This window comes from Gracilibacillus sp. JCM 18966 (assembly GCF_055392695.1).
This window is the reverse complement of record NZ_AP043883.1, coordinates 3,254,560-3,280,076: the sequence shown is the minus strand read 5'-3', so window position 1 is coordinate 3,280,076 and position 25,517 is coordinate 3,254,560. Positions and strand designations below refer to the sequence as shown.

Below are 25,517 nucleotides of genomic sequence, written 5' to 3'. Positions count from 1 at the left end.
GTAGTACAGACAAAGTAGTCTGTACTATTTTTTTAGCAATTCTTTATAGGCCATAGAGCACATTTCTTTTCAGACATTCTATTAGTTTTCCTTATACAACCTTTTCTCATTATTAAAAGTCAACTAGTAATAGAAGAAAAATTGGAGAAATGTACTATTTATCCTGCTCATGCATAAAATAGGAATTAGCAAATGGAAAAATTAGGGGATGGATATTTTACATTTCTTCTTTGGTGGAAAGGTTGTGAATAATTTGGAGAAAGAAGCATTAGGTTTTTCAATCCTTATAGGTATTCTCCTCCTATTCATATTATATGTTTACATCCAGAGCTGGAGAAGTTTCCGTAATAAAGAGGATAACCGATTCAATGAAAACCTCTATCAATATCGAAAAACACTTTATTTTTTATTTGTATTATGTCTAGGAATTCTATGGATCGTTCAAATTCTATCAATTAAAGATTGGCAGACACTATTAATCCTTGCTGTAATAGTTGTTTTTATCGATATATCGGTATTTTCTACACCTACCATTAAAAAAATCTGGAGAACAGAATTTCAAGCCTTCGACCCATTAAAAAGCTATATACAAGAAAATAGTTTGTTAGAAGAAAGACAGAAGGATAAGTTAAATTATTTTTCGCAATTGATTCAAATTGCTCCTTTAATCAAATCAGATATTGACAGTAGAGACTTAGAATTCTCAGAAGCATTAAGCATCTTTTTGAGCTATTATGCGGAAGCCTTTGGTCTACGTATTCATTTATATCAAGTGGAAGCAAATCGACAAAACGAAGAGCAGCCATATGAAACGATTGACCTGTTTATTGAAACCATACAAATCATTAAACAAACTCATACATTAGATTGGAGTACCATGCCAGATAACCTAGTGAAACCTGATGAAACCGCTTCAAGTGAAACGATAGTTATTGAAACCTTATGGAATGGGGATATTGTGGCATTAGATCGAGAAGAGAAGCATGGGAAAGGAATGGCTCACCTATGTCCGGTATTTGTTGGTGAGGATGAGATATTTCTTCTATTTATCGAGGAGCATCATCAAAGAGTGTATGAAATGGACGCCTTGTTTTTAACGAATCTAGCTTGTTTGTTTTGTTTTTTTGAAAAACAAAATGAATAAAGAGGTAATATTTGATGTGATTCCTCCGTAAAATGATGAAGAGTATTTTAAAACGAGAAAATAAACAGTGGCGGAGGAGGAATTTTGTGATTCAGACAGTAATGGAATTTAGGCCCCAAAAAAATCAAGAAAAGGAACAAATAACACAGAAATCGAATACATTATTACCAACACCAATACGTGATATTTTACATCATAGAAAATCACCGATTACAAAATTATCAGAGTCATCTAAGACTAGGTATACGAAAGATTTGGAAGAATTAAGGAAAAAGGCTTTAAAGCAATTGTAATCTGAGTGCCTTGCTTCCATAGATGACTTTATGAATATGAATTAAATGGTAGGTGATGGATGAGGAGAGATGGTAATTAATGTCAGAAGAAAAGAAAAAAGGCCCCTATCTCATCAAAACAAGTAATATCCAGAAAGTTACTCAATGGAAAGGGAAGTCTCGTGAGGAGAAAAGACATCAGGATATGTTAAGTAAAATAAAAAAACTACAAAAGAACAATCAATCTTTTTCTTAGGCTATAGGTTTATTGATTAGGCAATTATATTTTATTCTTTAAAAAGTAGGTCTCTATCTCCGGCTATTATAAAGCTAGCTAAATAGAGATCTATTTTATTTTTTATGGTGATAATAAAGCTACGACTATCACCAATTGGGTGATAGTCGTTGGATAGTTAGGCATTAATACTGGAAGATTAACCTATCAACATTCAGTAAGCAGATGTAGAATAGAGGGTATCCAGACGAAGACATCGTGATTACTACCAAGGTAGCGCTTCAGATTAATACGGGCCATAAGGTCCATACGGGCCATATGGTGGATAAGGTGTTGGTCCATAATATGGCGGATATGGTGGATATGCATAAGGATATGGTCTTGGCGGGCCATCAATTAATTCTCCACCTAAAAAGCCCAATCCAAAGCCTAATAATCCAGCACCTAACGGTCCAAACCCTGGTCCTGGTCCAAAAAATCGTTGATCATGTTCAGGATAGTGATAACCTTGATGAAGAGGTTCTTGAAATCCATGTGGATGCATGATGGATGCTCCTTTCCTAAGCAATTATCGTACTGATAGTAGCCTATGCTTAAAGGAGAAATGTGAAAGGGATATTCACCCAGATTTTAAGAAAATTTTAGGCTATTTCCTAAAATTACTTTTCCATGTAAAATAGAACAAGTAGAGTATACAAATCAAAATATGATTGTCGATTACGTTTATAAGCAGATGTTTTTCGGTGATTTATGGTTGATATGCATGCGTTAAATTAGAAAGGATGAGATTGATGTTTCTGAAAACAAAAGAAGAAATCAATTGGAAAGATGATTCATTACATGAAGATTGTCCAAGCTTAACACCATATTTCTTAAAAGACAAACGAAAGGCTCCAATTATTGTAGTTATTCCTGGAGGTGGGTATGGACATCGTGCTTATCATGAAGGGGTGCCGGTAGCTGAATGGTTAAATAAAAACGGCTATCACGCCTATGTTTTACGGTATAATGTAGCCCCTATAAAAGATCAAGAAGTCATCTATAAGTCCAAATATGCGATCCAATATGCACGTTACTATGCGGAATCGAAAGGAATCAAAGGGCAAAAGTTAGGAGTTCTAGGCTTTTCTGCAGGAGGACATTTAGCCGCAATGATAAGTAATGACTTTGATGAGGCAAAAGAAGATAGTAATGATCCAGTTTTACGATATACATCAAGACCTGATTTTCATCTACTCTGCTATCCAGTTATTTCGATGGGGGATTATACACATGAAGGAAGTAAGAATAATCTATTAGGAGAAAATCCTGAGGAAGCATTAGTACTTAATCACTCTTGTGAAAGGTTGGTAACCTCTCAAACCTCACCAGCGTTTATTTGGTCTACTGCAAATGATCAAGCAGTTCCAGTGATGAACAGTTTATTATATGCGCAAGCACTCCAAGAGCATCAGATAGAATATGATCTACATATTTATCAAGATGGAAGACATGGCCTTGGTTTAGCGGATGATCAATTCCATACAATAAATTGGAAAGAAGAATGTATTAGTTGGCTTGATACATACATAAAACCATCATAAATAGTCAACAGGAAGGAGTTATTTGCATGACAAAAGTAAAAATGCTTGTCCAAACCACTTACAAAAACGAATTGCTGAGGGAAGGGAAAGTGTACGATATTCCTGATGACACAGCAAAACGTTGGATTATTAGTAAAATTGCACAAAAATATGAAGAGAAATAAGTTTCTAACAAGATGTTTGAATGAGCTTTCGCAATTGATGGCGGAAGCTTTCTTTTTGATCATTGCTTAGCTTCTTCGGACCTTTTGTTCGCAATCCTGCTTTTCTAGCTTTTGCTTTTAAATGTCTTTCTTCTAACATTTGGTCGATTTTTTTCTTGGAATATAGGAAGCCAATATGATGAATGACATAACAATTTTTTTCTAATCCTAAAGCAGCAAGACCATAATCTTGTGTTACTATGATATCCTTCGCTTTTGCCATGCCTATGATTCGGTAGTCCACTGCATCAGAACCTGTGTCAACATAGGTTACCTTAACAAAAGACGGATAGTCTTGGTGGCTGTAGTGGCTGTAGCTTCGAACTAAATGAACGGTTATATTCTTTCCTATTACTTCCTCTAATATCGTATCCACAACAGGGCATGCATCTGCATCCACGTAAATTTCCATATGAACCTTCCTCTCCATAAATTGATTTTAAGAATAGTATAGCAATTTTGTAGTGGTTATAGTATTATTTTCTTATTATAAGTGGAAAGTCAGGGTATAGGATGAACGATTATTTAGAAAAACAACAAGAAAATATGCTTTATTTACTAGAACAATTGGTCAATATAGATAGTGGGACTTCTGACAAAGCAGGGGTGGATAGGATAGGGGCATTAATGGCAACATTATATCGAGCCTTAGGGCTAGAGGTTAATGTATTTCCGGAAGCTGATTATGGAAACCATTTAGTTGTAAGGGCTTCCCAACAACATAAACCAACTATCCTAATTATTACACATATGGACACAGTTTTTGAAAAAGGAACGGCAAAATTGCGTCCATTTCTAGTGAAAGACAACCGTGCATATGGACCTGGTGTTATTGACATGAAAGCAAGTCTCGTTGCTGTCTATTTTGCAATGAAAGCTTTGAAGGAAATAAAAAGTAAGGCCTTCTATGATGTAGAAATATTATTAACTAGTGATGAAGAAATTGGTTCAGTTACTTCGAAATCGTTGATTGAATCCCATGCCAAGGATAAAAAATTTGCTTTAGTGATGGAGCCAGCTCGAAAAAATGGTGCTATTGTGTCAGCTAGAAGAGGGAAGGCTCATTATACATTGGAGGTATTTGGGAAGGCAGCTCATTCTGGTATCGAACCAGAAAAAGGGAGAAGTGCGATAGAGGAGCTTGCTCATAAAATTATTCAATTACATGATATTACCGATGAAGAGAAAGGTATTCATGTCAATGTCGGGATCATTGAAGGAGGTAGCTCTGTTAATACTATATCTGACCATGCTTCTGCGGAGATTGATGTAAGATTTCGAAAACAGGAGCAAGCGGATCAAATTGAGCAGAAGATAGAAGACATTACCTCTCATGCAGATATTGAAGGAACAAAGGTACGATTAGAAGGGGAGATTAACCGTCCTCCAATGGAGAAAACGGCGAAAACCGAAAGTCTTCTTCGTATTATCCGCAAGGTAGGGGATGAGCTTCACATAAAGATAACAGACACCGAAACTGGTGGTGGTTCAGATGCTTCTTTTACTGCGGCGATCGGAATACCAACGGTTGATGGATTGGGACCAGTGGGTGGAAATGCACACCGTGAGGATGAATATTTAGAAATAGATTCATTCTTACCTAGAACAATCTTGTTAGCAGAAGTGATAAAACAATTACATCGAAAAATAAATCAAACGAAAAAGCCACAATCATGAATGATATGCTCCCCTTTAAGTAGACAGGTTAAAAATAAAAAATCTGTTACTTGAGGGGAGTATTTTTATGTCCAATAGATCCTTTATCCTACAAAATAATTCTTTTGCAGATAATGTAAATCCTGATGTAATGTATTCAATTCTTCTTCGTCTAAAGGTATGAGTGGAAGTCTTACGGAGCCAACATCCATTCCAAGCATGGCTAATGCTGATTTAACGGGTACGGGATTTGGTGCTTTAAACAATGCTTTCATGATCGGTAATAGCTCTTGATGTAGACGTGCTGCCTTCTTCGGGTTCCCTGTTTGATATTGTGTAATCATCTCCTTCATTTCATTCCCAATAATATGGGAGGAAACCGAGATAATTCCTCTTCCACCTATTGCAAGCATTGGTAGTGTTAGACTATCATCTCCACTATAAAGAGAAAAATCTTCAGATGTTTCATGAATGATTCTCGTCATGGCATCTAAATCACCACTAGCTTCTTTTACAGCTACTATGTTTTTGATTTTGGCTAATTCAATAATAGTTTCAGGTAATAGATTCACACTCGAACGTCCTGGAATGTTATATAACATAACTGGTAAGGTAGTTGCTTTAGCGATAGCTTCAAAGTGTGCATACATCCCAGCCTGTGATGGCTTGTTGTAATACGGAGTAACAAGCATTACGGCATCGACACCTAGCATTTCGGCTTGTTTTGTTAACTCGATGGATGCTTGTGTATTATTCGAACCAGTACCTGCTATAACAGGAATCCGTTTATTCACAACTTTTACAGTAAATTGAAGGAGAGAAAGAATTTCGTCTTTGGATAATGTTGGTGATTCTCCTGTAGTACCAGCGACTACTAATCCTTCTGTTCCATTACTAATTAAATAATTAATTAAATGTTCTGCTTTGTTAAAATCAATTTGTCCGTTTTGATCAAATGGTGTGACCATTGCTGTTACGACACGTCCAAAATTCATTTTAGCCTTCACCTCTATTCATATTTTTAAAACAATTTCGCTACGTAAAATGAATAGAGCTTATCCCATCATCAAACCTTTTTGGAAAACTAATAACAGATCATTAAGTTTTCGCCTAATTACTATCAGGTTAGACAGCAAAAAATGCAACAATGAAAGGGTATCATTGTTGCACCGTTATTTGATAATGATGCGTGAGATAGCCCTCCATATAGCTTCTTCGACTATATGACAGCCCGACATTTCTTAAATGAAGGACCAGTGACTAAGATGATGCATTCCTAATCACTTCGGCAAATCCCCCTTTCTGTAATCATCACAGGCGACATCTCCTCCGATTACATACTAATGGTCATTGCACCTCTATTCTCAAACTATTCAATTGTTTTAAATGTTGGTTACTACTATAACAAAGTTTATCCATAGATGCAATAGATAAAAAGTTTAAAAGATGAATAGAAAATAATGGATTCTCTCTTAATGAAACAAATTTAAAGAATAGCTTGACAAACTGGAAAAATTTGATATAGTTATACACGAATTAAATAAAAACGCATTCCACTAGGGGTGTCTTTTAAAGACTGAGATTAAAGTTTTACTTTAAGACCCTTAGAACCTGATCTGGTTTATACCAGCGTAGGGAAGTGGTACGATATCCGTTATTTTCTGCAGGTATAACCACTATCCTTACGTATTTGGTAGGATAGTGGTTTTTGTGTTTCCTGGGAGGAGAAGAAAAATGAAATTTTCAGAAAAACTAAGAAAGGAAGTAGACCCTATTTGGCAGGAGAGCTTCCAGCATCCATTTGTCCAAGGAATTGGAGAGGGAACATTACCGGTAGAGAACTTTAAGTACTATGTCCTACAGGATGCTTATTATTTATCCCATTTTGCAAAAGTTCAAGCACTCGGTGCAGCTAAAGCAAATTCTTTTGAAACGACAAACCGAATGGCCGCACATGCCCAAAGCACTTATGAAGCAGAACATGCGTTACATGAATCATTTACAGAGATTTTAGGGATTACGGAGGAAGAGATCAAAGCATTTCAGCCTTCTCCAACTGCTTATGCCTACACCTCTCATTTATATCGAGCAGCATATGACGGGCATTTAGGGGATGTGATTGCAGCTATTCTACCGTGTTATTGGCTTTATTATGAGGTTGGAGAGGTTTTGAAGAATTGTACTCCAGATCATCCTGTTTATCAAAAATGGATTTCTACTTATGGCGGAGAGTGGTTCAAGCGGTCAGTGGAGGAACAAATTAATCGGTTAGATGAAATTGCTTTATCCGTTACAGATTCAGATCTAGAAAGAATGAAACAGCACTTTGTCATAAGTAGTCGTTATGAACTTATGTTCTGGGAGATGGCCTATCAACTTGAATCCTGGCAATCAATAGGAAGAAAAGAGGGAAAATATGTTTAAAAAGCTAACACTTACCGATATTCTTGTTACAGTTGTTATTGCATTAGTCTTCAGTGTCATATATAAAATCTGGGGACCGCTCTATAGCGCGGTTTCGGTTTTAGGCTTACATATCGATCAATTACTGTACGGAATGTGGTTTATGGCGGCAACCGTTGCATTTTTAATTATTCGTAAGCCTGGCGTCGCTTTGTTAGCAGAATTGGCTGCAGCACAAGGAGAATTCTTATTTGGTGGTCAATGGGGTATTTCATTATTATTATACGGCCTCGTTCAAGGTCTTGGTTGTGAAATAATATTCGCTATTTTCCGTTACCGAAGCTATCATATTTTGGTCATGTGCTTAGCTGCAGTTGGTGCGGCAATCGGCTCTTTATGGCTCGATATTTATTATGGGTATATCACGGAATTAGCTTTATGGAATCTGAGTTTGCTCGTTTTTGCTAGAATATTGGGGTCTATCGTAATCACAGGAATCTTTGCATACTACCTTGTAAAGGCATTAGAAAAAACGGGTGTAACAAGACTAGTTCGACCATTGTCCAACAAGCATTACGAAGCGCTAGATGAGGAGATTAGGTGAAAGAATGAGTACCATTGCTATCGAAAAACTACGTGTAAAATTTCCTGAAGAGGAATCCTTTTTATTTAAGGATTTCTCTCTCTCCATTCGAAAAGGGGAGAAAGTACTCATCCTTGGTCCTTCAGGATCGGGAAAATCGACTTTATTAAAAATTTTATCAGGGTTGGTACCAAAATCGATGGAAATCCCCATTAAATATACATCACGAGAGCTCTCAAATTCCTGGGGTTTTGTCTTTCAAGATCCAGATTCTCAATTTTGTATGCCTTATGTCGATGAAGAGCTTGGTTTTGTGCTAGAAAATCTCGGGATACCGCATGATCAAATGAAGGAATTATTACATCGTTACCTAGTAGAGGTCGGATTAGAACTAGAAGATGTCCATATTAAAATAGAAAGGTTATCTGGTGGTATGAAACAAAGGCTTGCCATTGCTTGCATTCTAGCATTACAGCCAAATACAATATTTCTAGATGAACCGACTGCCATGCTTGATCTAGAAGGGACGGCACAGGTTTGGGAAACGATGCAAAGGGTTGCTAGAGACAAAACCGTGATCATTGTTGAGCATAAAATCGAGCATGTGATTGATTTTATCGACCGTGTCGTCTTACTAGATGAAAAAGGGAACATTATGATGGATGATACTCCCAAAGTCATTTTTGAACAATCTAAGCAAAAGCTAAAGGAATTCGGCATTTGGTATCCTTCCGTTTGGCACGAATATAGGCATGCTAAAGCAGAAATCAATCAACCCATCATTCAATCAGCTGAGACGTTAATGAAAATGGAAGATTTTATCGGTTATCATCATAAACAGCCCAAAATAGACGTTTCGAATGTAGAAATAAAGAGAGGGGATTGGATTTCTGTTACAGGAGAGAATGGTGCAGGAAAGAGTACATTGTTGCAGGCTATTATGAAGCTAATTAAGACGAACGGAAAAATAGACTATCCATTTGTGAAAAATCCTAATGATTTATACCAACGAATCGGCTATGTGTTTCAAAACCCTGAATTGCAATTTGTAGAAAATACGGTTTACGAAGAATTAGCCTTTTCTCTACGTAAAGAGAAACTCTCTGAAGAAGAAAATAAAAAAAAAATTGAAGCTCAATTAAAGGATTTCCATCTCTTGAACGAAATTCATAAGCATCCTTTCCAGCTTTCAACTGGTCAGATGAAAAGACTAAGTCTTGCAACTGTTACGATAACGTCACCTGACATACTTCTATTAGATGAACCAACCTTTGGTCAGGATGCTCGAAATACTTTTAGAATTTTAGAAAAGTTGACTCGATTGTGGAAGGAAGGGATGACGATTGTGATGGTGACGCACGATCCGATGATCACTGAATTACACGCAACCATTGTGTGGCAAATCAAACAAGGGAAAATAATACATATAAGGGATAGAGTGAATCTTAGGGAAGAAGAGGAGGTAGGACAGGTTGGCGATCGAATTATCCTATAAAAAAACATTCCTCCATCACATTAATCCTAGTATGAAATTTATTATTTTTGTAGGATTATTTATTGGCCTTCTGCTGATTCATAATCCGAATATCTTGTTTTATACTTGTATAGGCTTATTATTGGTATATTTTCTTTTGACAGGCTATCCCTTTGTGTTATTACTGCTTTTTGCATCTCCATTCCTCATCATTTTTCTTTCCTCTACTATTACAATGATGTTATTTGGGGAAGGGCAGACGACATTGTTTCAATATGGTGTTATCCATGTAACAGAAGAAAGCTTCTATCGAGGTATTCATTTAGGAATGAGGAGTATCGTTTTCGGGTTATTAGGGCTATTATTTGCTTTAACCACAAGACCTGTATCGATGTTTTATTCCATGATGCAGCAGTTGAAGCTCCCTCCGAAGATTGCCTACAGTTTTATGACAGCGATCCGCTTGTTACCAATGATCGCGGAAGAGTTTAGTCATCTTAAAAAAGGATTAAAGATTCGTGGCATGGAATATAAGAAGGGAATTCATGGTTTTTATCAAAAGATTCAGCTTTTTACCATTCCAGTCCTTGCACAAAGTATACGCAGAGCATATCGGATTGCAATTGCAATGGAAGCTAAACAATTTACAGGCAATAGAGACAGAACCTTTTATTATCAAATAAGGTTTACGAGGTATGATACTTATTTTGTTATCTTCTTATTAGCAGCACTGCTTATTACCTTTTATATGAGTGAACAACTTCCTATTTTGCAAGTAAAGGACGTCCTTTCCTTGTAAAAGAGAATGAATCGGGGTTGGGACATAACTAAACAGCAAGCGCTATAATCCGAACGTTATTCTGCTTTAGCGTAGTCAAAATACGGAGACTCCTGTGGGAACAGCACGAGCTGAAGATCCACTTTGCAAAGCGGTTTTCTTTGCAAAGTTAGCTGAAGCCGTGCCCGCGGAAAGCGGAGTATTTTGACGGAGCGGTATCCGTGCAGAAATATTAACGTTCGGGTTTTCCTTTCTTTACTTACTCTTTCGTCCCAGCTTCTTTTTTGTTGACTCTTACGCATACGTTAGGCTTATGATAGTAGGGAAGATATTTTTAGGAGGCTCGCAATCTATAGTATCGGAAAGATTGCAAAAGAAATGAATAGTACGGTTCGAACATTAAGGTATTATGATGAAATTAATTTGTTGAAGCCATCTTATATCTCGGAATCAGGATATCGTTATTACTCAAAAAAAGATATTATCACATTACAGCGAATTATTGCATTAAAAGAACTAAATTTTCAATTAAATCAAATAAAAACAATCTTAAATCAGAACAAATGGGAAGATGTATTTGAGGAACAACTAGCACTTGTTACTAAGGAAATAGATCACCTGCGATATTTAGAAAAGCTTTTGCGGCTATCTAAGCATCTATCGGTGATTGAACAAAACGTTAGTTGGAAAAATATATTTCAGTATATTAGACAAAGAGTTTTTTGATTATTGCAGGCTTATTTGAAGTGATAGGAGTTATTGGGGTAAAGAAAGTAACAGAAAAAAATCACTTCTGGAACAATGTGAGGCTAATTGGTAGTTTTATTATTAGTTTTCAATATTTATCTATGGCTTTACAGGAGATCCAGTTATCGACTGCATACGCAATTTGGACAGGAATTGGTACACTTGGTTCAGCTTATTATCTTTCATGAGCCTAAAAATTTTCTCCGCAATTTGTTGTTATCGGAATGATCCTTACAGTGATCAGTTTAAAGGTCGTTAGCTAAGGGTGAGGCTGAATCATTATTCCATACGAAACATCCCGGATCTTCCTATAAATTTGTAGGAAGTTCCGGGTCTTAAGTTAGGTAGTCAGCTCTTACAAACGTTATCCCTTTCTCAATTTCCAGATACCCGTTGCATATTCTTGAATCGTCTGGTCGCTTGAAAATTTACCTGAATGAGCGATATTAATCAAGCTTTTTGCTAACCATCTTTGTTTTTCTGTATAGGAATGATCTACTAATTGCTGTGTCTCGACATAATCTGAAAAGTCTTTCAAAATGAAAAATGGATCGTTCGTGGAGAGGAGATGGTAGTAAATGTTTTTACATTCCTGATGACCAAATAAGCCGTCACGTAATTGATGTAAAATTCGCACTAACCTTTCATCATTTTGATAGACTTCATTAGCAAAGTAGTCGTTATTCTGATAGATGTGGTAGACTTCATCTGCTTTCAATCCGAAAATAAACATATTCTCTTTCTGCACTACATTTTTCATTTCAATATTCGCACCATCTAATGTACCTATCGTTAGAGCGCCATTCATCATCATTTTCATATTACCTGTTCCTGACGCTTCTTTTCCTGCAGTTGATATTTGTTCACTCAAATCCGTAGCTGGTATAATCTTTTCGGCAAGACTAACATTATAATTCTCTAAAAAAACCACTTTTAATTTACCGTGTATGGTGTGGTCATAATTAACGATAGAAGCCACCGTATGAATTAGTTTGATTACTTCTTTGGCGAAGTAATAATTAGGCGCAGCTTTTGCTGCAAAGATAAAGGTTCGAGGGGTGATATCTAGTTTTGGGTTTTGTTTTAATTCATTGTATAAGTATAGGATATGAAAAACATTTAATAGCTGTCTCTTATATTCATGCATTCGCTTAATTTGAACATCAAATATTGACTGATCATCTACTAATATTCCTGTCCTCTGATGGATAATTGCCGCCAATTTCCGTTTATTCTCTTGTTTGATCGAGTGTAATTGTTCTAAAAAGAAAGTATCTTTTGTATAGCGTAACAGATGAGTTAATTCCCTTGGATGTCTTACCCAGTTCGATCCAATCGTATCGGAAATCAAATGAGTCAGTCTTGGATTTACCATAACGAGCCAGCGACGATGAGAAATACCATTTGTTTTGTTATTGAACCTTTTAGGATATAAATGATAAAAATCTTTCATTTCCCTTTTTTTTAAAATTTCTGAATGAATTTTTGCCACACCATTCACACTAAAGCTACCAACAACAGCAAGTCGAGCCATATGAATTTGATGATCTGCTATGATGGCAAGTGATGGGATTTTTTGTCTTAGATGAGGTTGGTTCAACCAAATATCCTGACAAAACCGTTCATTAATTTCTTCTATTAACATATAAATACGAGGCAATAGCTCTCGAAACATATCAACCGGCCAAGTCTCCAGTGCTTCAGACATAAGCGTATGATTGGTATACGCAAAAATCTTTCGTGTGATTTCCCAAGCATCCTCCCATTCTAATCTTTTTTCATCTAATAATATTCGCAGCAATTCTGGAATGGCTAGACTGGGATGTGTGTCATTAATTTGAATGACTAGCTTCTTTGGCAATGTAGCGGAGGAAATAGATGAATATTTTCTTAGAATATCTTGTAGACTTGCAGAAACGAGAAAGTATTGCTGTTTCAACCGAAGCTGTTTTCCTTCGTAGTGAGAGTCATCTGGATAAAGAAACCCAGAGATCTGCCAGGAGGAATGCTCCTGCTCTAATTGATGATAGTATTGATCCTCTTCTTGTTCCTCTATGTCTGCTATTGGTTCCGCACTCCAAAGTCTAAGTGTATTGATGGTTTGGTTATCATAGCCTACAATCGGTATATCGTAGGGGACGGCCATTATCTTTTCTTGATTTTCATATAGACAAATCAGAGAGCCATCCTCACGTTCCTTTAAGTAACAATGTCCGGCAAGCTGAATAGTCACCGCTTCATCTGCTCGTCGTATTTCCCAAGGATAGCGATCCTTCAGCCAATAGTCTGGTAACTCTGTTTGATAGCCATTAATAATACGTTGTTCAAATAACCCATAGCGAAAACGGATGCCATAACCATGACCTGGGTACGAGAGTGAGGCGGTGGAATCGAGAAAACATGCTGCCAGCCTTCCAAGACCTCCGTTACCAAGACCGGGATCCTGTTCGCAATAATAGATCTCTTCAGGATCAAAGCCGAGTTCCTTTATTGCTTGGTTACACGTGTTGAGTAACTGGTAATTTAATAAATAACTTTGTAAAAGACGTCCAAGTAGGAATTCCATCGAGAAATAAAAGACTTGCTTTGGCTTCGTTTCATCGTATTTTTGATTAGTACGAGACCAATCTTTTTCGATTAGTTCCATTAAGATTTGACAAATAGCTTCATACACTTTAGGTACAGAAATGGGGCTGTTTTGGTCAGAATGGTTCTCGCTTATTGTTGTTTGGATCTTTTCTCTTAGCTGTTTTACGTCCCATTCCATCATGTTCAAGTCCCCTCCGAAATCATGATCTCATCGTATAATGCATCATATTTTTTAGCAGATGCTTCCCAGCTGAAGTCACAGGTTTCAACATTACGTAATAGGCTATTCCACTTATGCTCATCTTCATAGACAGATAAGGAATATCTTAAAACATGTAAGAGGTCATGTGCATTGTAATTTGCAAAGCTAAAACCAGTGCCTTCTAATGTGTATTCATTAAAAGGGAGAACCGAATCCTGTAATCCACCGGTTTCTCTGACAATTGGAACAACTTTATAATGAAGTGCAATCATTTGTGTGAGACCGCATGGTTCAAATTTGGATGGCATGACAAAAAAATCGCTTGCAGCATACATCTCCCTTGCCAATTTCTCTTCAAACCCCAAAAAACAAACCATTTTATCCTTATTACGTTCTGCAGCATGGTAAAAAAAATCTTCAAATAAATAATCCCCTGTACCAAGTAGGACAAATTGAACATCTTCTTGTAAGAACTCATCTATAATAGCTTGTAGCAAGTGAAGTCCTTTTTGCTCAACTAGTCTAGATATCAATATATACATAGGTACATTACCATTTTCAGGTAGGCCCAATTTTTTTTGGAGAAATATTTTATTTTCTTTTTTTCGCTCACGTTCATTCGTATAATTCCGATAAAGCAAAGGGTCTTTTGCAGGATTATATTCGTTTATATCAATACCATTTAGGATACCGTACAAATCCCTTTGTCTTCCTTTAAGTAATGGAGCAAGGCCTTCTCCAAAATAGGCTGTTTTGATTTCTTCTGCATAGGTTGGGCTAACGGTAGTTATTTTATCTGCATGAAAAATTCCTGCTTTCATGCAATTAATATGACCATTCCATTCCATACCACCAATATGCTCCCGGCTGATTTGAAATAGATCAGGAAAATCCTTTTTCAGTACCACTCCTTGGTATTTTAAATTGTGAATGGTAAAGACGGTGTTATAATCTGATTTGGGATAGAGAATTTTCAAAAATGCCATCACTAAACCTGTTTGCCAGTCATGAGCATGAACGATGTCTGGCTTAAAATCAATCCAAGTTAGAGCTTCCGAGACAGCTTGACTAAAAAAAATAAAGCGTTCTCCATCATCTTCATAACCATAAATCTCATCACGAGAGAAGTAATAATGATTTTTTATAAAGTAATAGCGAACATTTTTATGCACTAATTGATATAGTGTGAACGAATGCTTTCTCCAACCGACCTCTATGGGAATGGTGAATAATTCTTCTAATTTATTCATCCATGGTTTCATAACGGGTTCATAATAGGGGAGAATGACGTTTGTTTCTATCGTTGGAAGCTGGTTTAACGCTTGTGGTAAGGAACCAATAACATCTGCTAAGCCACCAGTTTTGACAAAGGGGGTACATTCAGAAGCGACAAACAAAATTTTTTTCTCCATGGTTTCAGCACTCCTCAAATAATAGATTTCTTTTCGATGATATAAGGATGCTTTATCGAACCTTTTAGCATCTGATTCTTCGTTATGACTACTTGTTTATCAAGAATGACATTTTCCAGCTGACTATCGGTGGAAATCTCGCCATCTTGCATAATAATCGAGTTTTTTACAACGGCACCCTTCTTCACTTTCACCCCACGAAAAAGGATACTATTTTCGACAGTACCTTCAATAAGTGCCCCAGTTGCAATAAGTGAATCTTTAACAATAGCTGTATGCTGATATCTTGTTGGAGGGTGGTTACTTACTTTTGTAAAAACAGGTGGATAGTTTCGGAAAAGCTGTCTATAGTTTTCGGGTTTAATTAGCTTCATGCTTTGTCTAAAATAGCCAGCAACATCATGGATAATCGAATGATAACCATCGTAATGATAGGCTGCTATATGTAACTTTTCTAGATTCGCTCTAATACCATCCCAGAAGAAATAGCTTTTATGATTAGCGACACATTCATCTACAAGCTCTAACAACAGAGATTTATGTAATAGATAAACACCACAAAAGGTTTCTTGATTCTGTTTATCATTCGTAATCGCAATTACCTTATTGTTTTTGTCCAGTTCTAACTTCAAGCAGTTCTTAAGCTCTTGTATTATGTCGTGTTGGGTAGTTAGTAATGTAACATCAGCACCGGTTTCTAGGTGATAATGGAACAGTGGTAAATAATTCAAATTGGCAACAAATTGACTGCCGCTAATTAGCACATATTCTGCAGAGCTGTTTTCAAAGAAATCTCGATTATAATAAAAATGACCTACATCCCCTTGGAAAATGTTTGTAGAATGATGCGCTTGAGGAGGGAAGAGGAATAAACCGCCATGTGTTTTATTTAATTCCCAATCAGCACCTGAACCTAAGTGTCCTATAAGGGAACGATATTTATTCTGAGTAAAAATAGCAACCTCGTGAATTTGAGATTGAACCATATTAGACAATGTAAAATCTATCAAACGGTATCTACCAGCAAATGGGATAGAAGCTATGGGACGATGATAGGTTAATTCTTTAAATTGATCATTTTCGTGTTCTAAATTGATTAATCCAATCATAGATGCCACTAATATCACCTCATTAATAGAATGGAGTTTATATTTTCGTTAGATACGACAATTGGTTCTTCTTCTTCATTCACTGCAATCTTGGTATGATCAGGGATCGTCACATTTTCTTGAACAATAACACGATCTAATAGGACATGCTCCCCGATCTGAGCATTTGGATGTAGAATGGATTGATGGATAATCGCATGTTGATGAATTTGCACCTTCTCAAAGAGAACAGATTCCTCCACAGTCCCATCAACGATACAACCATTACTAATTAAGGAATGACGAATAACGGCATTTTCACCAATTAATTGAGGAGCAAGATAGGAATCACGGGAATAATTTTTCCATTTACCATGCTCGAGTAGTGTTGTACTGTTAGGATTTAATAAATCCATATGTGCCTCCCAATAGCTTTGGATAGTACCAACGTCCTTCCAATATCCTTCGAATACGTAAGCATACAAATGAAGCTCATCTGCAAGCATGGCAGGGATAATATCCTTCCCAAAATCATGATCCGAATGATCCTTTGTTGCATCCTTTTCTAAGAAAAGCTTCAAAACCTCCCAATTAAAGACGTAAATTCCCATAGAGGCAAGGTTATTTTTTGCTTGAGAAGGCTTTTCTTCGAATTCGTAGATTCTTAAATTTTTCGTTGTATTTAAAATGCCGAATCGAGAGGTTTCCTCCCATGGTACTTCCATAGTAGCAATCGTTACATCTGCCTCCGTTTCCTTATGTTGTGCTAATATCTGGTTGTAATCCATTTGGTAGATATGATCACCAGATAGAATTAAAACATAATCAGGGTGATACTGGTCAATAAAATGACAATTTTTAAAAATAGCATCTGCTGTCCCGAGATACCAACATCCTCCATCACAGGTTGTAAAAGGGGAAAGTATAGTTAATCCGTCCTCTAATCGATCTAACCCCCAAGCCTTTCCCACTCCAATATGTCGGTGTAATACGAGAGGAGAATACTGTGTAACTACTCCTACTGTGTTCATGCCTGAATTCAAGCAATTACTTAAGGCGAAATCAATAATCCGATATCTTCCACCAAAAGGGACAGCTGGTTTTGCTAAATTTTTCGTTAACATGCCTAATCTCGTACCAGCTCCTCCTGCTAAGAGCATTGTGACACATTCTTTTTTCATTCCAGTTCCTCCTCTGTGGATTCCAGTACTTGTTGGAAAATACAAATCGCAAGTGGTGGAACCTTTATTTTTATATGTTGATCTTGGCCGTGCCATCCCTCTGGAAAACTAAAATGGATCTCAGTATTGTTTTGATCTGAACCACCATAGCAGGCCGCATCAGAATTAAATAACTCTCGATAGGTTCCAGGAGTGGGAACACCGATGTTAAAATCATAGTAGACCACTGGTGTGAAATTACAAACAATTAATAAATGGTTCTCTAAATCAAGAGCTTTACGAATAAAAATGAGAATACTCTGTTCATGATTATCAGGATCAATCCATTGAAAACCTGATGGATGATAGTCTAATTGATAAAGAGATGGTTGATGGTGATAAAATTTATGTAATTCAGTTAAATAATGAAAGAGGGCATGGTGAAGGGGATAATCGAATAAATGCCAATCTAACGCTTGCTGAAAGCGCCATTCTATATATTGTCCAAATTCTCCACCCATAAAGAGCAGCTTCTTTCCTGGATGTACCATCATATAACCATATAATAGCCGTAAATTTGCAAATTGCTGCCACTGATCTCCAGGCATTTTATTTAATAATGACTTTTTTCCGTGTACGACTTCGTCATGAGATAGTGGAAGAACAAAGTTTTCACTATAATGGTACATCATTGAAAAAGTTAGTAGCTGGTGGTGCCACTTTCGATAAATGGGATCTAGCTCCATGTATTTTAGTAAGTCATTCATCCAACCCATATTCCATTTAAAATTAAAGCCAATTCCACCCTTAGAGGTAGGGTGAGTGATAAGAGGGAGATCTGAACTATCTTCTGCCATCATCAGTGCCTTAGGAAAATAGTGGAATACAACCTCATTTAATTTTTGTAAAAAGGCGATAGCTTCTAAATTTAGTTCATTACCAAAGCTGTTGACAAGTTTTTCTTCTGAGTCAGGGCGATCAAAATTCAATGAAGTCATACTTGCAACAGCATCTACCCTTAGACCATCAACATGAAATTCTTTTAACCAATAAATTGCATTGGAAATTAAAAAGCTTTGAACCTCAGGCTTTCCATAGTCAAAGGTGAGGGTTCCCCATAGTGGTTTTTCCGCTTTTTTTGGATCCTTATATTCATATAATGCTTCCCCATCGAATTGTCTAAGTCCGTGATCATCCTTACAAAAATGCCCTGGAACCCAATCGATGATCACCCCGATCTGATGGTGGTGGCATTGGTCGATGAAATATTTTAAATCATTTATGGATCCATGGCGAGATGTTGGGGCATAATAACTCGTAATTTGATAGCCCCATGACGCATCAAGTGGGTGTTCAGCCAAGGGTAATAATTCAATGTGGGTATAGCCCAACTCTTTAACATATGGGATTAATTGTGATGCTAATACACGATAGGATATAGGTAGATTTTGATCATCTCTTTTCCACGAGCCCGCATGAAGCTCATAGATCAAAAGTGGTGAATGATAAGGATCGCTTTCTGCTTTAAGCAATTCCCATTCTTGATCTCCCCACATATACTGTTTCCAAGAAGGGATTACAGATGCGGTTAAAGGTCGAAGCTCTGCTCGGAAGGCATAGGGGTCTGCCTTTAAAAATGTATCGCCGTTTGGTGCAGTTATCCGATATTTGTATCGAGTATTTTCCTGTATATCTGAGAAGCTTCCGTACCAGAGTTCTGCATTATCAAGCTTAGTTAGGGCATAACCTTTTCCAGACCAATCGTTAAAATCACCAGCTAATTCTACTTTTTTAGCATGGGGAGCCCAGACAACAAACCTCGTTTTGACACCATCTCTATGGCAGCCAAGAAATTGATAACTAAAATAATGAGTACCTTGATGAAAAAGGTAAACATCCTCTTCAGAGATTTGCTTAGTCATATTAACTCCTTTCCAGTCAAACATCCATATTCTTGTATATAATTCAGGTAGAGTCTTTTCTTAATCTATGATTAGTTCCATTTTATATAACCTTACGTAAGGTTCTTTTACAAAAAATTAATAGCTAAACAGAAAGGGAATGTAAGATGAATATAGCTGCTTGGATAGATGAGATCAATAAAATAACGCTCGAAGGAATGAAAGATCATGATTTGGTCAGCCCATCACTAAGTATATTTATCTCTAACCAATTTATGCCAATAAAAGATGTCGTCAAAGTAGGAGAGGACCAATTATTCGTTTATTTAGTGGATAACATTTCCCTTATTCAAGAGGCATTTGTAGCTATTCAGAACAAGAAGTATCCAATCTTTCCTAGAAACATTGTTCGTACTACATGGTTTGAAAATAAGTATACAGCTAGTGAGACAACACTTGGCCCTCTTTATAAAAAGGATGGGACAGCTTTTACATTATGGGCACCAAACGCATCCAATATAGAAATAATAATGGAGGGTGAAAGACGCCTAATGAGGAGAAACGATAGGGGAGTATGGGATATCTGGTTACCTGGGGACTTACATGGGAACATCTATCAATTTGCTGTAACCATTGCCGGAAAAGAGAGAATCGTAAATGACCCTTATGCAAGAGGTCTTACAGCAAATAGCAATGCTAGCGTAGTGGTGGATATGGCAAAGACAGATCCAGTTCATTTCAGGGAAATAACTTATCCGAAAATTACAAAGGATAAGGCTATCATTTATGAGGTTCATGTTCGGGATTTGTCGATGTGTTCTGAAAGTGGGATAAAAAATAAAGGGAAATTTCTTAGTTTTACGGAACGGCATTCGCGAAATGCAGAAGGTTATTCAACAGGATTAGCTTATTTAAAAGAATTAGGTATCACGCACCTTCAGCTCTTGCCAATTATGGATTTTGCACGGGTGGACGAAACCGAACCAGAAAAGGATTATAATTGGGGATATGATCCATTATTTTATTTTGTGCCAGAGGGAAGCTATGCAAGTAATCTATCTAATCCGATAACTCGAATAATAGAATGTAAGCAAATGATCCAATCGATCCATGAAGCGGGAATGTCCGTTATTATCGATGTAGTCTTTAATCACGTTTTCCAGTATGAGAACTCTACTTTTGAGAAACTCGTTCCAGAATATTATTTTCGTTTTCATGAGAATGGTTCAGTAAGCAATGGGAGTGGAACTGGCAATGACCTCGCAACAGAGAGAAAAATGGCGAGAAAATTCATTCTTGATGTCGTAGATTTCTGGTTAAAGGAATATCTTGTGGATGGTTTTCGTTTCGATTTAATGGGATTAGTGGATTTAGAAACAATGAAACAGATTCAGTCGAGATGTAGTCAAGAAAATAGACCCATCCTACTTTTAGGAGAAGGATGGGAGCTTGACACGGCATTGGATAAATCACAGCTATCCACGTTAAAAAAAGCAGATCAGCTACCAGAAGTGAGTTATTTCAATGATCATTTTAGAGACCAAATAAAGGGAAATACCTTTTACAGTACCAGTACAGGTTATGTAAATGGAGAAGGAAGAAACGAATCTTTCCTCCCGGCACTAATTACCGCCTCGTGTGATCATCGATTTCATACACCCATGTTTTCCTGTCCACTTCAATCTGTCAACTATGTGGAGTGTCATGATAACCATACATTACTAGACAAATTACAGTTATCGAATCCAACAATAAGTGAAGAGGATAGAAGGAAGATGCATCAGCTTGCGACTGGTTTAGTGTTATTAAGCCAAGGTGTTCCTTTTCTACACGCAGGTCAAGAATTCTTCCGAACGAAAAATGGTGATGAAAATAGTTATCTTTCTGGAGATAAGGTTAACCAAATGGAGTGGAGAAAGCGGGGAAGGGAAGACGAGAATATTCAATGGATACGGAAGCTAATTCAATTACGTAAACAGCACGATCATTTTCGATTACAGACAGCTAAGGAGATAAAGGAGAGAGTTCACTTTATCCAGGTTCCTGTCCCTTTAGTAGGTTATCTTCTCTTAGGAGAGAAGAAGGATTTCGTTATTGTCATTAATCCAACCAACATAAAACATCAGATAACGATGCCTTCACATGGAAGATGGACAAAATGGATCAGTAATCTAAGGGACTCGAAGTCGCCAATCAGTTGTTTATTACAACAAACTGCTGAATTGGACGCATATGAATTAGCGATATTTTTGAAATATCGCTAATTCGTTACAAAATTTTCTGTATAAAATGGTTGGGAATCTTGATTAAAGGCAACCCCGATACCGAGTGTTTCGAATTTATTATTTAAAATATTTTCTCTATGTCCTTCTGAATTCATTAAGCCTTCATGTGCGAAAATACTACTAGGCTGACCAGACGCTAGGTTCTCTCCGGCTATTTGAAAGCGAATATGATCCTCCTTCATTCTATCAAATGGGGATAAACCCGCTAAATTCGTATGACTAAAATAATTATGATCAGCCATATCTGTACTATGGTCTCTAGCAGTTTGTCGAACCTCTTCGTTCCATGCTAGAACAGGAAGTCCGTGATGCACCCGAGCAGCATTTGTTAGATCAAATAATTGAAGCTCAAAGCCTTCTTTTAGTTGTTCACTAGGCTCGGCAAAATATTTTTGCTTTTGTTGCTCAAGATCTTTACTAATCATTTGAATGGCTGTAATCGTATTGTTTTCATGCTTATCATAGAAAATAGTTACATAACTTTCATCTAATAAGAAAACATCATATGCTTGTTCTTTGTTTATTTGGTAACGCACAAGCCCTTTATCAATGGAATCTAGAGGTTCACCAAGTGCTGCTATTACTTCTTTTTGATTGCTTTTCATAGAAATTTCTTCGGATGAGGTGAACAAATCCTGGTTTGTAAATAATCCAACGATTTGATTTTTATCATCATAAGCAACCATAAAGAAGTTTTGATAGTTCTCGTGATAGGCTACCCAATTGACTCCGTACTCATTTAAAGAGGAGCGCTTAGGTGGACCAGCTTCTGCTTCCACATCTGCACGGCTATCCTTTAGCTCTACATTGTGGATAGAAAAGATTTCAGTGGAAGGGGATTCTAAATTTGGTTTCTCTTCCACTTGTTGGCCTTCTGATCGCTCTTCAGGCAAAACCTCATGGAATAATTCTTTAATTCCTGTACTTATCGTATCAATCGTATTTGTTATAATCGGATTTTCTTTTATCGATTGGAGATCTGATTGGATCTCACTAGTAACTCCTTGAAAGCCGGCCCTTTCATAATCATCACCATAAAAATACCAAATAACACCAATTATCAGTAATAGACTTAATATACTACGTATTTTGAACGGAATTACCTCCTGTCTACATCTACGAAAATATTGTAGCAACTTTTAATAGTATGGACAACTATGTCAAGATGAGATACATAGAGTTTATGGAAGAAATAGTCTCCAAGAATACAAAAAAGCCAACCGTTTTAGGCTGGCTTCTTCTCTTTTACCAACTTGCTTTTTTGACGCCAGGGATTTGGCCTTTGTACGCTAACTCTCGAAAGCAAATCCGACAGAGCTTAAATTTACGAAGAACAGAGTGTGGACGACCGCACTTCTCACAGCGAGTATATTCCTGCACTTTAAACTTTGGTGGTCTTTTTTGCTTTGCTACCATTGATGTTTTAGCCATCGTATCCAACTCCTTTCTTTAGAAAATAATTTATTTAAAGGGAATGAAATTTTTTGGGTAGAAGAATATTATAACATAGGTTAACGTGATAAGTAAATAATGGGGAATGGATGTATAAACTACTAATTAGTACACCAAACTAATGATAATCATTTTTAGCATGGGAAAGGAATTGTATGAAAAGTATAGATATTGACTGGTTGACTTATCTCATCCTCCTGTTAGCAAGTTACCGTTTAACACATCTAATCGTTTTTGATAAGATCACCGAATTTATTCGAAATCCATTTTTAAAAAAGGAAATAGTAACAGATGAGAAAGGGGAGGAGCATGTTAAGAAAGTACCTACATCGAAATTTGGCTATCTGTTGAATTGTTATTGGTGTGCAGGAATCTGGAGTGCGATATTTATTACGATTGCGTTTATATGGATACCGGATTTTTCATGGCCTGTTATATTTATTTTATCAATCGCTGGTGGACAGGCGATATTAGAAACCTTTGTCGGTGTTGGGACAAAGCTGGTGAAATGGTTTAGTGAAAGATAATTAAGATAACAATGCTTGCCCTCTCATTTAATAGGGCAGGCTTTTTACATATCCATATTTACAAACGTTTCCTTTTCGCATTTAGGAAATCTTAGCTTGCAATATATAAGCATATTATTATATATTAATAAAAGAAATGGAGGTGTATGTAGTGATTACAACAACCGTTAACATTGAGAATGCGGCAACTATTCTAAAATTACTTGGAGATAAAACCCGACTAATGATAGTAAAATTATTAGAAAATCATACATGCTGTGTTTGCGAATTTGTAGAAATTTTTCAAATGAGTCAACCGTCTATTAGCCAGCATCTTCGAAAATTAAGAGATGCAGGCATTGTTAAAGAACAAAGGAGGGGACAATGGATTTTTTACTCCTTAAATACAGAAAATGATTATTTTCATTTTGTTGAACAAATTCTGCAGGAGCTCCCGAGTCAAGAGGATAAATTAATAGAATTAGAGAAAAAAGGAACTAGAATTTCATGTTGTTAAAGGGGGAAGTGTTTTGTCTTTGACCGTTTTATTTGCATCACTTATATTTTTGGTTACCTTAGTATTGGTAATCTGGCAGCCAAAAGGATTATCCATTGGATGGTCTGCCTCTGGTGGTGCTCTCCTTGCCTTAATATTTGGAGTGGTGAGCCTTCAGGACGTACTAGAAGTAACAGGTATTGTTTGGAATGCCACTCTTGCATTTGTTGCCATTATTATTATTTCCTTAATTTTAGATGAAATAGGATTTTTTGAATGGGCAGCTTTACATATGGCTAGAGCTGCAAAGGGTAATGGATGGAAGATGTTTGTGTATATCAGTTTACTAGGAGCGGTCGTTGCAGCATTTTTTGCTAATGATGGGGCAGCACTTATACTTACACCTATCGTATTAGCAATGGTTCGTAATCTGAATTTTCAAGAAAAAATGGTTTTTCCATTTATAATGGCAAGTGGTTTTATTGCCGATACTACATCATTACCACTCATTGTTAGTAATCTAGTTAATATTGTATCAGCAGACTTTTTTAATATTGGCTTTGTGGAATATGCTTCACGAATGATTATTCCTAACTTATTTTCATTAATTGCAACCATTGCGGTATTATTTGTTTATTTTAAGAAGAGCATTCCTAGACAATATAATGTAACCCAGTTAAAGCAACCTTCTGATGCTATAAAGGATCTGAAGATGTTCTATTTGTCATGGTATGTATTATTGGTTTTATTAATAGGTTATTTTTTGAGTGAGTTTATCGAAATACCTGTTTCCATTGTAGCGGGTCTAATCGCTATATTCTTCCTTTGGATGGCAAAAAATAGTAAAGCGGTTCATACGACATCTGTTATTAAAGGGGCACCGTGGGAAATTGTTTTCTTTTCCATTGGAATGTACGTAGTCGTATTCGGATTACGGAACGCAGGATTAACAGATTTATTGGCAAAAGCCATTCAAGTAAGTGCAGAGCAAGGTTTATTTATCGCGACAATCTCCATGGGGTTCATTGCTGCTATACTGTCATCCATCATGAATAATATGCCAACTGTCATGATTGATGCGATCGCTATTGCGGAAACCAATACATCGGGGGTTATGAGAGAAGCATTGATTTATGCGAATGTTATCGGCTCTGATCTTGGCCCGAAGATCACACCAATTGGTTCCCTAGCAACCTTATTATGGCTTCATGTGTTATCCCAAAAAGGGGTAAAAATATCGTGGGGAGCCTATTTTAAAACAGGGATTATATTAACGATTCCAATATTATTTATAACATTACTCGGTCTCTATCTGACACTAGTAGTTTTTTAACCAAATGATCAAAGA

General features: G+C 36.7%; 25 protein-coding genes, 1 pseudogene and 2 riboswitches. Of the genes and pseudogenes, 16 read left to right on the top strand and 10 right to left on the bottom strand.

Features of this window, described 5'->3' with window-relative positions; translation table 11 throughout:
• Positions 1-208: 208 nt before the first annotated feature.
• From ACZ5N5_RS15950 to ACZ5N5_RS15940, 3 genes are all read left to right on the top strand, one after another.
• Positions 209-1,144 (top strand): type II toxin-antitoxin system SpoIISA family toxin, encoded by a 936-nt coding sequence (locus ACZ5N5_RS15950; protein ID WP_464372758.1) that lies wholly within the window; start codon positions 209-211, stop codon positions 1,142-1,144.
• Between the two features lie 86 nt (positions 1,145-1,230).
• The gene (locus tag ACZ5N5_RS15945; RefSeq protein WP_109984325.1) at positions 1,231-1,437 is read left to right on the top strand and encodes a hypothetical protein; all 207 of its coding nucleotides are present in this window, start codon (positions 1,231-1,233) and stop codon (positions 1,435-1,437) included.
• A 79-nt stretch (positions 1,438-1,516) separates the two neighbouring features.
• A complete protein-coding gene (locus ACZ5N5_RS15940) occupies positions 1,517-1,672 on the top strand; it encodes a hypothetical protein (RefSeq protein WP_277678209.1) in 156 nt (51 codons plus the stop codon).
• Between the two features lie 265 nt (positions 1,673-1,937).
• Here ACZ5N5_RS15940 and ACZ5N5_RS15935 read toward each other — a convergent pair whose 3' ends face one another.
• Complete coding sequence (locus ACZ5N5_RS15935) at positions 1,938-2,195, bottom strand: hypothetical protein (protein WP_054788450.1); 258 nt, start codon at positions 2,193-2,195, stop codon at positions 1,938-1,940.
• 247 nt (positions 2,196-2,442) lie between these two features.
• On the opposite strand from ACZ5N5_RS15935, the gene ACZ5N5_RS15930 reads away from it, so the two are divergent.
• Both ACZ5N5_RS15930 and ACZ5N5_RS15925 read left to right on the top strand, forming a co-directional pair.
• Entirely contained in the window at positions 2,443-3,234 is a 792-nt protein-coding gene (locus ACZ5N5_RS15930; protein ID WP_054788451.1) for an alpha/beta hydrolase, read from the top strand.
• A gap of 26 nt (positions 3,235-3,260) precedes the next feature.
• The gene (locus tag ACZ5N5_RS15925; RefSeq protein WP_181397492.1) at positions 3,261-3,398 is read left to right on the top strand and encodes a hypothetical protein; all 138 of its coding nucleotides are present in this window, start codon (positions 3,261-3,263) and stop codon (positions 3,396-3,398) included.
• Between the two features lie 4 nt (positions 3,399-3,402).
• On the opposite strand, the gene ACZ5N5_RS15920 is transcribed toward ACZ5N5_RS15925, so the two are convergent.
• On the bottom strand, positions 3,403-3,849 hold the full coding sequence (locus tag ACZ5N5_RS15920; protein WP_054859415.1) for a YaiI/YqxD family protein: 447 nt from the start codon (positions 3,847-3,849) through the stop codon (positions 3,403-3,405).
• Between the two features lie 101 nt (positions 3,850-3,950).
• Between ACZ5N5_RS15920 and ACZ5N5_RS15915 the strand changes: the two genes are divergently transcribed.
• Entirely contained in the window at positions 3,951-5,114 is a 1,164-nt protein-coding gene (locus ACZ5N5_RS15915; RefSeq protein WP_464372757.1) for a M20 family metallopeptidase, read from the top strand.
• Between the two features lie 83 nt (positions 5,115-5,197).
• On the opposite strand, the gene dapA is transcribed toward ACZ5N5_RS15915, so the two are convergent.
• A complete protein-coding gene (gene dapA / locus ACZ5N5_RS15910) occupies positions 5,198-6,088 on the bottom strand; it encodes a 4-hydroxy-tetrahydrodipicolinate synthase (RefSeq protein WP_054788452.1) in 891 nt (296 codons plus the stop codon).
• Between the two features lie 192 nt (positions 6,089-6,280).
• A riboswitch (Lysine riboswitch) is annotated at positions 6,281-6,462 on the bottom strand.
• Between the two features lie 179 nt (positions 6,463-6,641).
• Positions 6,642-6,748: riboswitch (TPP riboswitch) on the top strand.
• 79 nt (positions 6,749-6,827) lie between these two features.
• Here dapA and tenA point away from each other — a divergent pair.
• The 6 genes and pseudogenes from tenA (at position 6,828) to ACZ5N5_RS15880 (ending at position 11,341) form a co-directional block, all read left to right on the top strand.
• Complete coding sequence (tenA, locus tag ACZ5N5_RS15905) at positions 6,828-7,517, top strand: thiaminase II (RefSeq protein ID WP_054788453.1); 690 nt, start codon at positions 6,828-6,830, stop codon at positions 7,515-7,517.
• A complete protein-coding gene (locus ACZ5N5_RS15900; RefSeq protein ID WP_109984321.1) occupies positions 7,510-8,100 on the top strand; it encodes an ECF transporter S component in 591 nt (196 codons plus the stop codon). The genes tenA and ACZ5N5_RS15900 overlap by 8 nt, the downstream gene beginning before the upstream one ends.
• A gap of 4 nt (positions 8,101-8,104) precedes the next feature.
• A complete protein-coding gene (locus tag ACZ5N5_RS15895; RefSeq protein ID WP_464372756.1) occupies positions 8,105-9,574 on the top strand; it encodes an ABC transporter ATP-binding protein in 1,470 nt (489 codons plus the stop codon).
• Positions 9,552-10,352, top strand: a complete 801-nt coding sequence (locus tag ACZ5N5_RS15890; RefSeq protein WP_464372755.1) for an energy-coupling factor transporter transmembrane component T family protein — start codon at positions 9,552-9,554, stop codon at positions 10,350-10,352. Before ACZ5N5_RS15895 ends, ACZ5N5_RS15890 begins: the two co-directional genes overlap by 23 nt.
• 357 nt (positions 10,353-10,709) lie before the next feature.
• The gene (locus ACZ5N5_RS15885; protein ID WP_054789343.1) at positions 10,710-11,057 is read left to right on the top strand and encodes a MerR family transcriptional regulator; all 348 of its coding nucleotides are present in this window, start codon (positions 10,710-10,712) and stop codon (positions 11,055-11,057) included.
• Positions 11,054-11,341 (top strand): annotated as a pseudogene (locus ACZ5N5_RS15880) (DMT family transporter). The gene ACZ5N5_RS15885 and the pseudogene ACZ5N5_RS15880 overlap by 4 nt, the downstream one beginning before the upstream one ends.
• A gap of 101 nt (positions 11,342-11,442) precedes the next feature.
• Here the strand turns inward: ACZ5N5_RS15880 and ACZ5N5_RS15875 are convergent.
• From ACZ5N5_RS15875 to glgB, 5 genes are read right to left on the bottom strand one after another with little or no spacing between them, the layout of a single operon-like run.
• On the bottom strand, positions 11,443-13,848 hold the full coding sequence (locus tag ACZ5N5_RS15875; protein WP_464372754.1) for a glycogen/starch/alpha-glucan phosphorylase: 2,406 nt from the start codon (positions 13,846-13,848) through the stop codon (positions 11,443-11,445).
• 2 nt (positions 13,849-13,850) lie between these two features.
• Positions 13,851-15,281, bottom strand: a complete 1,431-nt coding sequence (locus ACZ5N5_RS15870; protein WP_464372753.1) for a glycogen synthase — start codon at positions 15,279-15,281, stop codon at positions 13,851-13,853.
• A 14-nt stretch (positions 15,282-15,295) separates the two neighbouring features.
• Positions 15,296-16,390 carry a glucose-1-phosphate adenylyltransferase subunit GlgD gene (glgD, locus tag ACZ5N5_RS15865; RefSeq protein ID WP_464373790.1) on the bottom strand — a complete coding sequence of 365 codons (1,095 nt, stop codon included), beginning with the start codon at positions 16,388-16,390 and terminating at the stop codon, positions 15,296-15,298.
• A 14-nt stretch (positions 16,391-16,404) separates the two neighbouring features.
• Positions 16,405-17,550 (bottom strand): glucose-1-phosphate adenylyltransferase, encoded by a 1,146-nt coding sequence (locus tag ACZ5N5_RS15860; RefSeq protein WP_464372752.1) that lies wholly within the window; start codon positions 17,548-17,550, stop codon positions 16,405-16,407.
• Entirely contained in the window at positions 17,547-19,475 is a 1,929-nt protein-coding gene (glgB, locus tag ACZ5N5_RS15855; RefSeq protein WP_464372751.1) for a 1,4-alpha-glucan branching protein GlgB, read from the bottom strand. The genes ACZ5N5_RS15860 and glgB overlap by 4 nt, the downstream gene beginning before the upstream one ends.
• A gap of 122 nt (positions 19,476-19,597) precedes the next feature.
• Between glgB and pulA the strand changes: the two genes are divergently transcribed.
• Complete coding sequence (gene pulA / locus ACZ5N5_RS15850) at positions 19,598-21,694, top strand: type I pullulanase (protein ID WP_464372750.1); 2,097 nt, start codon at positions 19,598-19,600, stop codon at positions 21,692-21,694.
• Here the strand turns inward: pulA and ACZ5N5_RS15845 are convergent.
• Both ACZ5N5_RS15845 and ACZ5N5_RS15840 read right to left on the bottom strand, forming a co-directional pair.
• Positions 21,691-22,851, bottom strand: a complete 1,161-nt coding sequence (locus ACZ5N5_RS15845) for a CAP domain-containing protein (RefSeq protein WP_245902307.1) — start codon at positions 22,849-22,851, stop codon at positions 21,691-21,693. The genes pulA and ACZ5N5_RS15845 overlap by 4 nt on opposite strands.
• Before the next feature lie 109 nt (positions 22,852-22,960).
• Positions 22,961-23,146: a type Z 30S ribosomal protein S14 gene (locus tag ACZ5N5_RS15840; RefSeq protein WP_054859403.1), complete on the bottom strand. Its 186-nt coding sequence runs from the start codon at positions 23,144-23,146 to the stop codon at positions 22,961-22,963.
• Between the two features lie 176 nt (positions 23,147-23,322).
• Between ACZ5N5_RS15840 and ACZ5N5_RS15835 the strand changes: the two genes are divergently transcribed.
• The 3 genes from ACZ5N5_RS15835 (at position 23,323) to ACZ5N5_RS15825 (ending at position 25,502) form a co-directional block, all read left to right on the top strand.
• Entirely contained in the window at positions 23,323-23,694 is a 372-nt protein-coding gene (locus tag ACZ5N5_RS15835) for a DUF1360 domain-containing protein (RefSeq protein ID WP_109984311.1), read from the top strand.
• Between the two features lie 151 nt (positions 23,695-23,845).
• Positions 23,846-24,190 carry an ArsR/SmtB family transcription factor gene (locus tag ACZ5N5_RS15830; RefSeq protein ID WP_277677971.1) on the top strand — a complete coding sequence of 115 codons (345 nt, stop codon included), beginning with the start codon at positions 23,846-23,848 and terminating at the stop codon, positions 24,188-24,190.
• 13 nt (positions 24,191-24,203) lie between these two features.
• Positions 24,204-25,502 (top strand): arsenic transporter, encoded by a 1,299-nt coding sequence (locus ACZ5N5_RS15825; RefSeq protein WP_464372749.1) that lies wholly within the window; start codon positions 24,204-24,206, stop codon positions 25,500-25,502.
• The last annotated feature ends 15 nt before the right edge of the window (positions 25,503-25,517 follow it).